Below are 14,669 nucleotides of genomic sequence, written 5' to 3'. Positions count from 1 at the left end.
GGTTCGGCAGGGGGAAGGCCGGTGCGGCCGGCCCTCCCCCTTCGCCTGACCCGCGCTCAGGCGTCGGTTGGGGCGGGCCGCCCAGCGGGTCCCTGGCGGACGTAGTCGGCCGCGAACGCCTGGCGCTCGGCGTCGCTCATCTCGTTGAGCAGCACGTTCGGGCTCTGCAGGTTGGGCAGCCGACGCATGTGGTCGAGCGTCCACATCTTCTTGGGGTCGAGATCGAGATGTGGTTGCGCGGTCATGGTCTTCCCGTCGTCGCGCACGAAGCCCATGTCCTTGACGACGTCGGCCCAGTTCCAGCCGTGGTAGAGCGTCTCCCACTCGCGGTGCCCGACGAGCCGGCCCATGTTCGGGGTCTCGCGCCCCTCGTAGGTCGGCCGGAACGCCACCTTGTCGGTCCAGTGGCACATCTCGTGGCAGTACGTGCGCCACTGGCCGTCGACCTGGTCCATGACCATGTCCTCACGGACGAGGCACGGCACCATGCAGGTCCAGCACCGGTGCGGGTACACGTAGTCGACGTTCTCGGCCACGATCGGGTTGTGCCCGTTCGGGGTGGCGAGCCGGCTGTAGTTCTCCCACCACTTCCCGTACCTGTCGTACCAGCCCGGGTACTTGTGCTCGAACCACTCGAAGTCCTCGTCGGTCATGCCGTCGATCCGCCAGTAGTTGGCGAGCCACCCGGTGGCGAAGAACTGCGCCACCTCGTGGACGTAGCCCTTGTTCCAGATCTGGTTCCAGGACTCCTCGACGAGGTCGTGCGGGATCGTGAGCCCGTACTTCTCCAGCGGCACGAGGTAGGACCGGTAGTAGTCGTCGTAGATCCACCGGCGCCACATCTCCGCGTAGGACTCGCGGTCCTTGCGGCGGTCCTTCGTGCCGTACTCGATGAACGTGCCGATCGCGGCGTCCACCACCCGGTGGTTGTTCCACCACGCGTAGCGCAGGTCGCGCTCGAGCAGCTGGTGGTTCTCCTCGTCGGACAGCGCCATCAGCAGGGTGGCGTAGCCGTTGGAGATGTGGCGCGACTCGTCGGACTGCACCGAGTGGAACACCGTGGGCAGCAGGTAGTCGCCGTTCGCGGCCGCCTCGGCCGGCATCGCGACGAACAACGTGTTGGTGAAGGCGGTCTCGGCGACGATCGTCAGGTAGATGCTCGCCGCGGTGATCGCGTCACCCGTGATGAACCCCTCGGCGAACTGGCGGCCGATGGTGCCGCAGTAGTCGCCCTGGAATCCGCGCAGGCTGTTGTTGAAGCCGGCCGGGTCGATGTAGTTGTTCATGTACAGGCGCTTGAGGTTCTGCTGGATCGTCGAGTGCCGGACCTCGTCGATCATCTGGATCGCCTGCCCGTTGTGCAGCTCCGGGTTCGGCACCGTGTGGAACAGCATCGGCATCGACCGCGCCGCGGAGATCTCCGGCAGCGGGATGATCGACAGGAACAGCTTCTGCCACTCCAGCCAGCGCTCCTGCACCTGGCGGAACATGTTGCCGCGGATCGCGCCGTCCTGTGCGCCGTAAACGCGGTGGTCCTTCTCCTCCTCCATGGGGAAGTAGGACCGCAGGATCTGCTTCAGCGGGTCCTTCTTCGCGGCCTTCCGGAACGTGTAGTCCGTGCCGTACTTCATGTACGGCTCGTGGTACAGCGGCTCCCAGGCGAGTTCCTGGATCTTCTGGTGAGCCTTCGCCAGACTCTGCCGACTCACGTCATCTCCTCCTGGGGTGGTGGGTTGGCGGCGAGTCGTCGACGGCGCGGGTGTCGAGGAGCTCGTGGCGCCGATCACACCCCGTGCGGCCTCCGTACGCGGTCTCAATATGAGACGTGTGCCACAGCGTCCATCCACCTACGCTGGGTCCGCTGACGGATCGCCGACGCTCCGAGGAGGCCTGTTGGCCGCGCGAACGGAAGACGGACCACGGGCCCCGGCCGGGCCGGCGGCAGATGAGCTCGCGCGCGCCCGCGAGTCGTTCCTCTCGAAGGAGCCCGTCACGTCCGGCGTGGTCCGGGAGCCGATCCTCGCGTCCTGGACCCGGTCCGTCGCGTGGCACGTCCCCGCCGACCACATCGAGCTGCCCTACGACGACGTCGACCCGGAGAGCCTGCTCGCCCGCGCCGCGAAGCCGGTGCTGTCCGAGGTCTCCGACCAGTTCGCCACCGAGCCGGTGAGCGTGATCCTCTGCGACGCCGACGGCGTGGTCCTCGACCGGCGCACCGCGGACACGAGCCTCGAGTCGCACCTCGACCGGGTGCTGCTGAGGCCCGGCTTCAGCTATGCGGAGCGCTACGTCGGCACCAACGGCATCGGCAGCGCACTCGAGGGCGGCGGGCCTGCGCAGGTGTTCGGGCACGAGCACTACGTCGAGCACCTCGAGGACCTGGCATGCGCGGGCATCCCAGTCCGGCACCCCAACACCGGTCGCGTGCTGGGCGTCATCGACCTCACCTGCTGGCGCCGCAACGCCGGAGGGATGATGGCCGCCGCCGTCGCCTCGATCGGGCGCCGGATCGAGGAGGCCGTGCTCGAGCACTCCGGGCGGCGGGAGCACCTGCTGCTGCAGGACTACCTCAGGGCCTGCCGGCGCGGGCGAGGCGCCGTCTTCGCGATCGGCGCGGACCTGTTGATGATGAACGACCGGGCGCGCGAGCTGTTCGACGCGCGGGACCAGGCGGCGCTGCTCGCAGAGGCGGTGGAGGCCCTCGGCGCCGGGCGCGAGCACCGGCTGGTGGTCGACCTCCCCAGCGGGCACATGGCGCGGGTGCACTGCCGGCCGAGTTTCAGCGAGGGTGGCGTGACCGGCGGGGTGTTGCAGGTGCAGCTCGTCGCCCAGATGAGCCCGGCGGAGCGGAGCATCACCGCATCGTCGTACGCCGTGTCGCTACCCACCGCGGTCGGGTCCAGCACCGCGTGGAAGAAGTGTGGGCAAGCCGTCGACCGGCACTTCCAGGCCAGGGAGTGGCTCATCGTGGAGGGCGAGCAGGGGGTCGGCAAGGCCACGCTCGCCCGCGCCACGCACCAGAACCGCACCCCCGCGGGCCACCTCCGCGTACTCGACGCCGACGCATACGGGCCGCAGTGGATCGGCGAGGTGGCGGGCGAGCTGGAGCACGGCGGGACCCTCGTCATCGCCCACCTCGACCGGCTGCCGGCCGCCGGCGTCGCCGCGCTCGCCGACGCGCTCGAGCCCTACCGCGAGGCCACGGGGATCGACCGGCCGTGGGTGGTGGCCACGCTCACGCGCGACCCCGGCGGACGCGGCCCCGACCTCGCGGGCCTGCTGACCTGCTTCCCCCGCACCGTCGAGGTGCCGCCGCTGCGCCACCACATCGAGGACGTGGCCGAGCTGGTGCCGCACCTGCTCACCCGCCTCGCCCACGGCGCGCTCACCTGCTCCCCCGAGGCCATGCACGTGCTCATGCGCAGCCGGTGGCCGGGCAACGTGGAGCAGCTGCACCAGGTGTTGCGCAAGGTCGTGGCCAAGCGGCGTTCCGGTGTGGTGGAGGCGCGCGACCTGCCGCCGGAGTGCCGGATCACCACGCGGCGGGTGCTCACCCCGCTCGAGGCGATCGAGTGCGACGCCATCATCGAGGCGCTGCTCGACACCGACGGCAACAAGGTCGAGGCCGCCCGCCTGCTCGGCTCGTCCCGCGCCACGATCTACCGCAAGATCCGCGAGTACGGGATCACGATGCCGGGCCCACTCGAAGCAGGCCGCCGCGGCTAGAGCTGCCCGGTGGTCGAGTAGCGCCGGCCCGCCAGGGCCGGCGCGTATCGAGACCACCGGACAGGGGGTGGTTCAGGCGTCCGTGCGAACCTCGGTGCCGTCCTGGGCCCAGCGGGTGTGGAACACGCCCTCGGTGTCGATCCGCCGGTAGGTGTGGGCGCCGAAGAAGTCCCGCAGGCCCTGGATCAGGTTGGCGGGGCCGCGCTCGCGCCGGTAGCCGTCGTAGTAGGACAGCGAGCTCGCGAACGCCGGGATCGCGACGCCCTGCTGCGTCGCCGTGATCACCACGCGGCGCCACGCGTCCTGCGCCTTGGCCACGGCGTCGGTGAAGTACGGCACCATCAGCAGGTTCTCGACGTCGCCGTGTTCGGCGTAGGCGTCCCGGATGCGGTTGAGGAACTGCGCGCGGATGATGCAGCCGCCCCGCCAGATGGTGGCCATCGCGCCCAGGTCGAGGTTCCAGTCGTTGGCCGCCGACGCCGCGCGCATCTGCGCGAAGCCCTGCGCGTACGCCACCACCTTGCTGGCGTAGAGGGCCTGCCGGATGTCGTCGACCAGGTCGGCCCGGTCCTCGCCCGCTCCGGGCACCGGACCGCCGAGGGTGCCCGCGGCCGCCTTCCGCTCGCCCTTCAGCGACGAGAGGGTGCGCGCGAACACGGCCTCGGTGATGCCGGTGAGCGGGACGCCGAGGTCGAGCGCGTCGATCGCCGTCCAGCGCCCGGTGCCCTTCTGCTCGGCCTCGTCGAGGATGACGTCCACGAGCGGGCGGCCGGTGCCGGCGTCCGTCTTCTGCAGCACCTCGGCCGTGATCTCGATGAGGAACGACTCCAGGTCGCCCGAGTTCCACTCCTCGAAGATGTTGCCGATGGCCGGCGCGTCGAGGCCCGCGACGTGCGTGAGCAGGTCGTACGCCTCGGCGATGAGCTGGATGTCGGCGTACTCGATGCCGTTGTGGACCATCTTGACGTAGTGGCCCGCGCCGTCCGGTCCGACGTGCACGCAGCACGGCGTGCCGTCCACCTGCGCGGCGATGCTCCTGAAGATCTCCTCGACCTCGGCGTACGCGGCCGGGTCGCCACCGGGCATGATGCTCGGCCCGAGCAGCGCGCCCTCCTCGCCACCGGAGACGCCGACGCCCATGAAGCGCAGGCCCCGCGCGGCGCACTCATCGGTGCGCCGTTTGGTGTCGGGGAAATGCGAGTTGCCGGCGTCGATGATGATGTCGCCCTCGTCGAGCAACGGCGCCAGCTCCTCGATCACGGCATCGACGGGAGCGCCCGCCTTCACCATCACGATGATCCGCCGCGGCCGCTCCAGCGCGGCGACGAAGTCCTCGACGGTCTCGGCCGCCGTGAACGCGCCCTCCGAGCCGTAGGCCTCCATGAACTCCCGCGTGCGAGCCGCGGTGCGGTTGTGGACGGCGATTGGCGTGCCCCGCCGCGCGATGTTGCGGGCCAGGTTCGCCCCCATCACGGCCAGTCCCGTCACACCGATGCGGCTCTTCGCCTCTGGCACGGTCATCGCTTCCCCTCGGAGTCAGTGGACCTGCACCCGCACGCTACCCAGTGCCGGCGACCAGGGTCGCCGGCGTCGCCCGGGTGGTGTCGTCGCTCGGCGGGTGCACGGTCATCCTTCGCCGCGACCGCCCTCGCCGCTCACCGCGTGGTTGCGACCGCCGCGCCGTCCCAAACGTGAGATGGCCTACATCGCGGTCGACAGCCCCAGCGGCTCTCCCTGAGAGTGGAGGTTCGCCGGCGGGCACGTGGCTCCCCTCGCCCGTCCGACATGAGGAGATTTCCCCCGATGCTCGTTGACCTGCTCGCGTTGCTCCCCGCTGTCCTCGCCGGTATCGGCGGCGCTCTCCTGGGCGACAAGGTCGGTGCCTGGTTCAAGAAGGGCCGCACCAGCGGTAACGGCTGAGAACGTCGGGCACGGGCCGTAGCTTGCGGTCCATGCCCGCACCGGCCGTCGACCGGCACCGCGTGCTCGCTCACCGCGCGGTCGCCCACGACCTCGTCGCGCCCGGCACCGGTGACGTCGTCCTCGGTGTGGGTTTGCAGGACTACCCACCGGGCCGCAGCGCCCTCCCCTCGCTGACCCTGAGGACCGGACCGCACCGGCCGCAGACCGGTCTCGCGCTCGTCCACGGTGTGCGCGGCGCACTGCACCTGCACCGGGCCGACGATCTCGCCCTGCTCCGCGGAGCACTGCACGTCGCCGACGGACGGGACTGGGCACGCCAGACCATGGCGACGTTCGGCGACGAGCTCGCCGAGGCCGGGATCACGTTCGCCGCGGCGCTCGACGAGGTCGCCGCCGCGATGGCCACGGTGATGGCCGACGGCACACCGCGGACCAAGGGCGAGCTGAGCGGGGCGATCAGCCCTGCCGTCGACCCCCGGCTGGCGCCCTGGTGCGAGAGCTGCGGCGCGGCGCACGTACACGACATGCTCTTCCGGCTCGCCACGCTGCACGCCGGCCTCACGGTGCAGGTCGACCTCGCGCTCGCGAGCCAGTTCCGCTACGTCCGGTCCGGCGACGAAACGCGGGCCGCCACGGACGAGAGCCGCGCCGAGCTGGTGCGGCGGTTCCTCGCGGCGTTCGGCCCGGCGAAGCCGGCGCACCTCGCCACCTGGCTGGGCTTGCGCCCGGCCGCCGCCCGGCGGTGGTGGGACCGCGTGGCGGGCGAACTGCGACCGGTGCGGGTCGCGGACGCAAAGCTCTGGGTGCCCGCCGACGACGTCGACCGGCTCGCCGACGCCCCGCCGGCCCGTGGGATCCGGCTGCTGCCGCCCTACGACCCGCTCACCGAGCTCGCCGACCGCGAGCTGCTGGCGCCGGACGCCGATCGTCGTCGCAAGATCTGGCAGGCCGTCGCGAATCCCGGGATCGTCTGGGTGGATGGCGAGATCGTCGGCGTGTGGCGGGCGAGAACGCGCAATGACCGGCTCACAGTGAGGGTCGAGCCGTTCGTCCCACTGTCGGCAGCCCAGCTACGTGCGGCCGAGGCGGACCTGGAGGTGTTCCGCACCGCGGCCGGCGCCACCACGGTCGAACTGCGTATCTAGTGCTCCCCTAGCGGCGGGACCGGGCTGCCAGGATGCGCAGGACCGCTCGTTCCAGCGCGTAGTCCGGGTCGGCCGCCGCGCCCTTGACGTCGGCGTTGACCTCGGCCGCCGCCGCGAACGCCTCCGCGATGGCCTCCGGGCCCCATCCGCGCACCGCCTGCTGGGCCTTGCGGATCTTCCAGGGTGGCATGCCGAGGGTGCCGGCCAGCCGGTTGGGATCGCCGCGGCCCGCCGAGCCGACCTTCGCGAGCGTGCGGAGCGCGTCGGCCAGCGCGTCGGCGATCAGCACCGACGGCGTGCCGAGCAGCTGCGCCCAGCGCAGCGCCTCGATCGCCCCGGCGCGGTCGCCCGCCACGACCTTGTCGGCCACCGCGAACCCCGTGGCCTCGGCCCGGCCGCGGTGGTAGCGACGCACCGCGCGCTCGTCGACCGAACCGCCGGTGTCGGCCACCAGCTGGCTGGTGGCCGAGGCCAGCTCCCGCAGATCCGACCCCACCGCCTCGAGCAGCGCACCGATCGCGTCGCCCGTGATCTTGCCGCCGACGCGGCGGGCCTCGGCGCGCACGAAGTCAGACCGCTCGTCCATCCTCGTGATCTTGTTGCAGGTGGTGACGGGGGCACCGGCCTTCCGCAGGGCGTCGACGAGAGCCTTGTTGCGCGCCCCGCCCGAGTGGACGACCACGAGGACGATGCCCTCGGCGGGGTCGGCCGACTGCTCGACGATCGCCGTGGCCAGCTCCTTGCCGACCTCCTGCGCCGCGAGCAGGACGAGCACCCTCCCCTCGGCGAAGAGCGACGGGCTCAGGCTCTCGGCCAGGTCGGCGGGGGTGAGTTCGGAGGCGCGCACCCGGCGCAGCTCGGCCGTGGGGTCGCCCGCACGGACCTCGGCCACCACCTGCTCGATCGCCCGCTCGATGAGCAGTTCCTCCTCGCCGACGACGAGGCGGATCGGGGCGGGCGCGGCCATGCGTCCATGCTCGCGCACGGCCCCGACATCGCGTGACCCGGCTCCCAGATCACGGGACGAGCTTGGGGGCCGCGGTGATCGTGTCGTAACGTGTTGGGCACAACCGCATATGGCTCATCCAGAGGGGCAGAGGGAACGGCCCGACGAAGCCCCGGCAACCGGCGATGCGCAGTCTTCGCGCTCGAACACGGTGCCAATTCCGACCCGCACGGTGCGGGAAAGATGAGGAGTCCTCTCATGACCCTGGCTGCTGGCAGCGCCACCACCACCGCCTTCGACCTCGGACCCGCCCGCGCGCTGTCCTGTCGGGAATGCGGCCACCAGATCCCCCTCGCCGCCGAGTTCGCCTGCCCGGAATGCTTCGGCCCGCTCGAGGTGGCCTACGAGTTCGGTTCCGTCACCCGCGAGTCGATCGCGGCGGGTCCCAAGTCCATCTGGCGCTACCGCCACCTGCTCCCCGTGCCCACGAACGTGCAGTCCCACCCCAACACCGAGCCCGGCCTCACCCGGCTGATCAAGGCCGACCGGCTCGCCGCCGCGCTGGGCGTGCGCTCGCTGTGGGTCAAGGACGACACCGGCAACCCCACCCACTCCTTCAAGGACCGGGTGGTGGCGGTGGCGCTGGCCGCCGCCCGTGAGCTCGGCTTCACCGTGCTGTGCTGCCCGTCCACCGGGAACCTGGCCAACGCCGTGGCCGCGGCGGCCGCCCGCGCCGGTTGGGACTCGGTGGTGCTGATCCCCAGCTCCCTCGAGCAGGCCAAGGTGCTCACCACCGCCGTCTACGACGGCACCCTCCTCGCCGTCGACGGCAACTACGACGACGTCAACCGGCTCGCCACGGAGCTCGCCGCCGAGCACGAGGACTGGGCGTTCGTCAACGTCAACGTGCGGCCCTACTACGCCGAGGGCTCGAAGACCCTCGGCTACGAGGTGGCCGAGCAGCTCGGCTGGCGGCTGCCCGAGCAGATCGTGGTGCCCGTGGCGTCCGGCTCGCAGCTGACCAAGGTGGACAAGGGCTTCACGGAGCTCGGCACGCTCGGCCTGGTGGAGCCCACCCCGTACCGGGTGTTCGGCGCCCAGGCCACGGGCTGCTCGCCGGTGGCGAAGGCCTTCGAGGACGGCCACGACGTCGTGCAGCCGGTGCGCCCCGACACGATCGCCCGCTCGCTGGCCATCGGCAATCCGGCCGACGGCCCGTACGTCCTCGACACCGTGCGCCGCACCGGCGGGGCGGTGGCACACGTCAGCGACGAGGAGGTCGTGGAGGGCATCCGGCTGCTCGCCCGCACCGAGGGCGTGTTCGCGGAGACGGCGGGCGGGGTCACCGTGGCCACGGCCAAGAAGCTGATCGAGTCGGGCAGGCTCGACCCGGACGCCGAGACCGTCCTCCTGATCACCGGCGACGGCCTCAAGACCCTCGACGCCGTGTCCGGCCACATCGGCCCGTCGGCCACCGTGCCGTCCACCAGCAAGGCGGTGCGCGAGGCACTGGCGGCGCGCGGACTCTGAGGCCGTCCCCGCGTCTCCTCGCGGAGCCGGTCCCCGGTGGGCCAGGCCCACCGGGGGCGCGGCGTCAGTCCAGCAGGTCCTCGATCGTGATCGGGATGTGCCGGACGCGGATACCGGTCGCGTTGCGGATGGCGTTGGCGACGGCCGCGGCCATACCGACCGTGCCGATCTCGCCGACGCCCCTCGCGCCCACCGGGTTGTGCAACGTGTCCGGGTGCTGCACGAAGTGCACGTCGACCTCGGGGATGTCGGCGTTGACCGGGAGGAGGTACCCGGCCAGGTCACCGTTGGCGAGCCTGCCGTTCTCCTCGATCTCCAGCCCCTCGTGCAGCGCCGCGGAGACGCCCCAGATCATGCCGCCCATCAGCTGGCTGCGGGCGGCCTTCTCGTTGATGATCCGGCCGGCGTCGAACACGCCGAGCATGCGGGACACGCGAGCCTCACGCGTCCACCTGTGCACCCGGACCTCGCAGAACTGGGCGCCGAACGAGGCGAACGAGTGCTTGGTCAGCTCCTCCCCCGGTGCCGACGAGCCGCTGGCCGAGATCGACCCGCGGCCGAGCGCGGTCAGCAGCTCCCCGAACGTCATCGACCGGCCGCCACCCAGCACCCGCCCGTCGGCGTAGGTCACGTCCTGGCCCGCGAACGGCGCGCCCGGCGCACTCGCAAGCGCCTGCAGGTCCCCGATCACCGCTGACGCGGCGATCATGATCGCCGACCCCACGCTGGCCGTGGCGGTGGACCCGCCGGACAGGCCGCCGGGCGGGTACGCCGAGAGTCCCAGCCGGGGCGTGATCCGCTCCGTTGGGATGTCCAGCGACTCACCACCGATCAGCGCCATCACGGTCAGCAGCCCGGTTCCCGGGTCAGCGCCGCCGACCGAGATCACCGCCGTGTCGTCGGACCGCAGCGTGATCTCGGTCGTGGCCGGGAACCGCAGGGCCGGGAAGACCGCCGTCGCCATGCCCATCCCGACCAGCCAGTCGCCCTCCGCTCGGCCGATGGCAGAGCGGCGGGACCAGCCGAAGCGCTCGGCGCCGATCCGGTAGCAGTCCTCGAGGTACTTGCTCGACCACTGCAGGTCGCTGCCGACCGGTCCGATCGAGCCGTTGCGCAGCCGCAGCTCGATCGGGTCCATGTCCAGCGCGACGGCCAGCTCGTCCATCGCGCTCTCCAGCGCGAACGACCCCGGCGCCTCGCCGGGCGCACGCATGAACGTGGTGCGCGGGATGTTCAGCGGCACCACCTTCTGCGTGATGGCCAGGTTCGGCGTGCGGTACCACTCCTTGGACGTGGCGTGCGAGGTCTGCTCCACGAACGACAGGTCGGTCGCCGCGCTGCACCACGAGTCGTGGCGCACCGCGATCAGCGTTCCGTCCCGGTCGGCGCCCAGCGCGATCTGCTGCAGCGTCTCCGCGCGGTTCGCGGTCGCGGTGAAGACCTGCTCCCGGCTCAGTGCCGCCTTGACCGGCCGGCCGAGGACCCGGGACGCGGCAGCCGCCAAGAGCGCCGGGGCCGACGTGCTGCCCTTCCCGCCGAACGCGCCGCCCACGAACGGGTTGATCGTGTGCACCGCCGACCGCTCCACCTCGAGCGCGGCCGCCATGTCCTCCTGGTGGAAGCTCGCCCCCTGGTTGCCGCTGTAGATCCGCAGGCCGTCCTCGTCCCAGACCGCCACCGCTGAGTGCGGCTCCATCGCCGCGTGGTTCTGGGCGGCCGTGGAGTAGGTGCCCTCGACCACGACCGGGCTCGCGGTCAGGGCCTCCTCGATGGATGCCACACCCGGGGCGAGCACCGTGTGCGTGGGCGGGGCGCCGTCCATGGCGGGCGGCCCGTCCTCCGCCAGGTCGAGGTTGTCGGCCAGCGACGTGCGGGCGGGTCGCTCGTCGTAGGAGACCTCGACGAGCATCGCCGCGTCGCGGGCCTGCTCGTACGTCTCCGCCACGACGAAGCCGATGGGCTGTCCGTAGTAGGCGACGTCCCGGTCCTGCAGCGGCACCCACGTCTCGCCCAGCATCGGGCTGTTCGGCCTGCGCAACGTCAGCGGGTCGTACGGCGAGTAGACGGCCACCACGCCCGGAGCGCTCTTGGCTGCGGTCACGTCCATCGCGACGACCTCGCCGTTCGCGATCGTGCTGGTGACGACGTAGCCGTAGAGCATGCCTGGGAAGTTGTGGTCCAGCCCGTACCGCGCGCGGCCGGTGACCTTCAGCGGACCGTCGATCCGGCTGGTCATGCGGCACTCCCTTCGGTCAGCTCCAGCAGCGCCCTGACGATCGTCCGCCGCAGCAGCGTCAGCTTGAAGGCATTCCCGGACAGCGATGTGGCCCCTTCGGTCGCGACGGCCGCGGCAGCTTCGAAGTTCGCCTCGGTCACCAGTGCGCCGCGCAAGGCCGCTTCCACCCCGTGCAGGCGCCACGGCACCGTCGCCACCCCGCCGACGGCGATCCGCGCGTCGACGATGCGGGAGTCGCGCACGTCCAGCGCGACCGCGGCGGAGCACAGCGCGAACTCGTACGACTGGCGGTCGCGCACCTTGACGTAGGTGGAGTTGGCCGCCAAGTCGAGCCGCGGCACGACGACCTCGGTGATGAGCTCACCGGGCCGCAGGTCGTTCTCCACCTCCGGCGTGTCGCCGGGCAGCCGGTAGAAGTCGGCGAGCTTCACCGTCCGGGTTCCGTCGGCGCCGGCCAGGGTGACGTGGGCGTCCAGCGCGACGAGGGCGACCGCGACGTCGCTGGCGTGCGTCGCCACGCACGAGTCGCTCGTGCCCAGTACGGCGTGCATCCGGTTGGCGCCAGAGCGGGCCGGGCAGCCGCTGCCCGGTTCCCTCCTGTTGCAAGGCATCGCGACGTCGCGGAAGTAGGTGCACCGGGTGCGCTGCAGCAGGTTCCCGCCGATGCTGGCCATGTTGCGCAGTTGCTGCGACGCGCTCAGCAACAGGGCCTGCGACACGGCGGGGTACACCCCGGGGTGCCGGGCGATGTCGCTCATCCGCTCCAGCGCGCCGAGGCGCAGGCCGTCGCTGGTGTCGATGCCACGCAGGGGCAGCGCGTTGATGTCCAGCACGTGCTGCGGCGTCAGCACGTTGAGCTTCATCAGGTCGACGAGGGTGGTGCCGCCTGCGAGGAAGGTGCCCGGTTCGGCGAGTGCGTCCTCGACGGTCGCGGGGGCGGTCAGCTCAAACGGACGCATCGGCCCGCCTCACCTGGTCGATCGCCGCCACGATGTGCGGGTAGGCGGCGCACCGGCAGATGTTGCCGGACATGAACTCCCGCACGTCCGCCACGTCCTGCTCGACCGCTGCGACGGCCGACATGATCTGGCCGGACGTGCAGAACCCGCACTGCAGCGCGTCCTGGTCGACGAACGCCTGCTGCACCGGGTGCAGCTCGCCATCGGTGGCGAGCCCGTCCACGGTGGTCACCGGCTCCCGCACGGTTGCCGCGAGTGTCAGGCACGACAGCACCGGCCGCCCGCCCACGTGCACCGTGCATGCGCCGCACTGGCCGCGGTCGCAGCCCTTCTTGGGACCGGTGACGTCCAGCCGCTCGCGCAGCGCGTCGAGCAGCGTGACGCCGGGTTCGACGTCGAGGGTCTCGGTCCTGCCATTGACTTCGAGTGAGATGTCCACGGGACTTCTTCCCGTCGTTGTGGTGGTGGCTCGTCGAGCTCGTACGATGGAACCGGATGAAAATCCGGTCCATGCCAGGCACCGTAGCGGATATTTATCCGATCGGCAATGTCCTCACGACCCGTGCGTGGATTACCGTTCAGCGGGACCAGCCGGGAGGTGACGACGGTGACGACGGGATCGGTAAGCCCGAGGCGTGCGGACACGCGACGCAACAACGAGCGCATCCTCATCGCGGCGGCCGAGTCGCTGACCGGCTCGGGCGAGCTCTCGTTCAACGCCATCGCCAAGGCCGCAGGGGTCGGGGTCGGCACCGTGTATCGGCACTTCCCCACGCCGGAGGCGCTCATACTGGCGGTCTACCGGCGCGAGGTGCAGCACCTCGTCGACGTCGTCCCCACCCTGCTGCGCGACCGGTCCCCCGAGGAGGCGTTCCGGGTGTGGATCACCGACCACCTCGCCCGGTACATGATGACCAAGCGCGGCCTCGCCGAAGCCCTGCGCGCCGCCCCGAGCTCCCACGCGGACGTCACCGGCAAGGCCTACGACGCCATCACCGGCGCGGTAGCCACCTTGCTGGCGGCCAACGTCGAGGCGGGCACCATCCGCGCCGATCTGGAACCGGAGACCGTGCAGCGCGGGCTGGGCGGGCTGTTCTACCTCGACCCCCACGACGACTGGCGCGGGCAGGCCGAGGCGCTCACCGACCTGCTCTGGCACGGCATGTGCCACCGGCGCGACTGATCGGGTCGCGGGATCACCATCCCGCCGGCCGCCCCGGGGCCGCCTCGTCCCGCAGGTCCGAACCGACCGGCTGGCTCCCGATGACCGAGAGCAGCCGCAACTTGTCATAGCTCTCGCTGCCCGGCACAGCGGTGTAGACGAGCAGGGCGTGCGATTGCTGCGGGTCGAGCAGTCGCTGGCAGTTCAGTTCCAGCGCACCGACCTCGGGGTGGATCAGGCGTTTGGTGTCGTTGGGTCGGATGCCGATCTCCTGGTCGTCCCACACGCGCCGGAACTCCTCGCTCTGCGCGAGGAGGAGGTCGGCGAGATACGCGGCGCGGGAACCGGGCCCGCGCAAGGTGACGATCCCGCGCAAGCCCGCGGCGTACATCCGGGAGAGGAACGGGTGGTCCTCGGGCGGGTACAGCTTCCGGGCGGCGGGGTCGGTGAACCAGCGATAGCCGATGCTGCGTGCGGGTCCGGTGTGTCCGGTGGTGTCACCGGTGAGGGCGACGCTCAGCGAGCTCTGGCGCAGCGTCTCGCCGAGTTCGCTGACGATCTCCGCGGGTGTGTCGTCGAGGCGGTCGAGGATGCGCAGCAGGCCGGGGCTGATGTGCTCGCTGTCCGCGCCCCGTGTGCGTGGGTGGTGCCCGGCGAGGCGGAACAGGTGGTCGCGTTCGTCGAGCGAGAGGTGCAGGCCCTGGGCGATCGAGGCGATCATCTGCTCGGAGGGCTGGGGCCCGCGTTCCCGCTCGAGTCGCGCGTAGTAGTCGGCCGACATGTGGCAGAGGGAGGCGACTTCTTCGCGCCGCAGCCCGCTGGTCCTGCGCCGCCGCCCACGTGGGAGGCCGACGTCCTCGGGCTGCAGTGACTCCCGGCGGTGGCGCAGGAAGGCCCCCAGTCCGGCCCGGTCGATCATGGCCTGCCTCCTGGTCATCGGTGCTGCGTCCTTACTACAGCCGGTGGCCGCGGTCAGCCACGGATCGGGAGGTCCTGGTTGTCCTCCCGGCGACGAGGAACCGTCGATGGCACCCGCCCACTC

11 protein-coding genes and 1 riboswitch are annotated in these 14,669 nt (G+C 71.4%); of the genes, 4 read left to right on the top strand and 7 right to left on the bottom strand.

The window, feature by feature from the left end; translation table 11 throughout:
• Positions 1-56: 56 nt before the first annotated feature.
• Positions 57-1,694 carry a methane monooxygenase gene (locus K1T35_RS11030; protein ID WP_220262523.1) on the bottom strand — a complete coding sequence of 546 codons (1,638 nt, stop codon included), beginning with the start codon at positions 1,692-1,694 and terminating at the stop codon, positions 57-59.
• 199 nt (positions 1,695-1,893) lie between these two features.
• Here K1T35_RS11030 and K1T35_RS11025 point away from each other — a divergent pair, with 199 nt between their 5' ends.
• Positions 1,894-3,726 carry a sigma-54-dependent Fis family transcriptional regulator gene (locus K1T35_RS11025; protein ID WP_255621771.1) on the top strand — a complete coding sequence of 611 codons (1,833 nt, stop codon included), beginning with the start codon at positions 1,894-1,896 and terminating at the stop codon, positions 3,724-3,726.
• A gap of 72 nt (positions 3,727-3,798) precedes the next feature.
• Here K1T35_RS11025 and gndA read toward each other — a convergent pair whose 3' ends face one another.
• The gene (gene gndA / locus K1T35_RS11020; protein WP_220260064.1) at positions 3,799-5,247 is read right to left on the bottom strand and encodes an NADP-dependent phosphogluconate dehydrogenase; all 1,449 of its coding nucleotides are present in this window, start codon (positions 5,245-5,247) and stop codon (positions 3,799-3,801) included.
• A gap of 431 nt (positions 5,248-5,678) precedes the next feature.
• Between gndA and K1T35_RS11015 the strand changes: the two genes are divergently transcribed.
• On the top strand, positions 5,679-6,794 hold the full coding sequence (locus K1T35_RS11015; protein WP_220260063.1) for a winged helix DNA-binding domain-containing protein: 1,116 nt from the start codon (positions 5,679-5,681) through the stop codon (positions 6,792-6,794).
• A gap of 7 nt (positions 6,795-6,801) precedes the next feature.
• Here the strand turns inward: K1T35_RS11015 and holA are convergent, their stop codons facing one another.
• Positions 6,802-7,761 carry a DNA polymerase III subunit delta gene (holA, locus tag K1T35_RS11010; protein ID WP_220260062.1) on the bottom strand — a complete coding sequence of 320 codons (960 nt, stop codon included), beginning with the start codon at positions 7,759-7,761 and terminating at the stop codon, positions 6,802-6,804.
• A gap of 111 nt (positions 7,762-7,872) precedes the next feature.
• Positions 7,873-7,990, top strand: a riboswitch (SAM riboswitch).
• Positions 7,991-7,998: 8 nt separating this feature from the next.
• Between holA and thrC the strand changes: the two genes are divergently transcribed.
• Positions 7,999-9,270 (top strand): threonine synthase, encoded by a 1,272-nt coding sequence (thrC, locus tag K1T35_RS11005; protein WP_220260061.1) that lies wholly within the window; start codon positions 7,999-8,001, stop codon positions 9,268-9,270.
• Between the two features lie 64 nt (positions 9,271-9,334).
• Here the strand turns inward: thrC and K1T35_RS11000 are convergent, their stop codons facing one another.
• The 3 genes from K1T35_RS11000 to K1T35_RS10990 are packed head-to-tail and all read right to left on the bottom strand — an operon-like array spanning position 9,335 to position 12,904.
• Complete coding sequence (locus K1T35_RS11000) at positions 9,335-11,506, bottom strand: xanthine dehydrogenase family protein molybdopterin-binding subunit (RefSeq protein ID WP_220260060.1); 2,172 nt, start codon at positions 11,504-11,506, stop codon at positions 9,335-9,337.
• Positions 11,503-12,465: a xanthine dehydrogenase family protein subunit M gene (locus tag K1T35_RS10995; protein WP_220260059.1), complete on the bottom strand. Its 963-nt coding sequence runs from the start codon at positions 12,463-12,465 to the stop codon at positions 11,503-11,505. The genes K1T35_RS11000 and K1T35_RS10995 overlap by 4 nt, the downstream gene beginning before the upstream one ends.
• On the bottom strand, positions 12,452-12,904 hold the full coding sequence (locus K1T35_RS10990; RefSeq protein ID WP_220260058.1) for a (2Fe-2S)-binding protein: 453 nt from the start codon (positions 12,902-12,904) through the stop codon (positions 12,452-12,454). Before K1T35_RS10990 ends, K1T35_RS10995 begins: the two co-directional genes overlap by 14 nt.
• Before the next feature lie 168 nt (positions 12,905-13,072).
• Here K1T35_RS10990 and K1T35_RS10985 point away from each other — a divergent pair, with 168 nt between their 5' ends.
• Complete coding sequence (locus K1T35_RS10985; protein WP_220260057.1) at positions 13,073-13,648, top strand: TetR/AcrR family transcriptional regulator; 576 nt, start codon at positions 13,073-13,075, stop codon at positions 13,646-13,648.
• A gap of 13 nt (positions 13,649-13,661) precedes the next feature.
• On the opposite strand, the gene K1T35_RS10980 is transcribed toward K1T35_RS10985, so the two are convergent.
• Complete coding sequence (locus tag K1T35_RS10980) at positions 13,662-14,546, bottom strand: helix-turn-helix transcriptional regulator (RefSeq protein WP_220262522.1); 885 nt, start codon at positions 14,544-14,546, stop codon at positions 13,662-13,664.
• Positions 14,547-14,669: the final 123 nt, after the last annotated feature.

The sequence above is a fragment of the Pseudonocardia sp. DSM 110487 genome, assembly GCF_019468565.1.
GTDB lineage: Bacteria > Actinomycetota > Actinomycetes > Mycobacteriales > Pseudonocardiaceae > Pseudonocardia.
The sequence above is the reverse complement of the archived record's forward strand: the minus strand, read 5'-3'. Positions and strand labels throughout refer to the sequence as shown.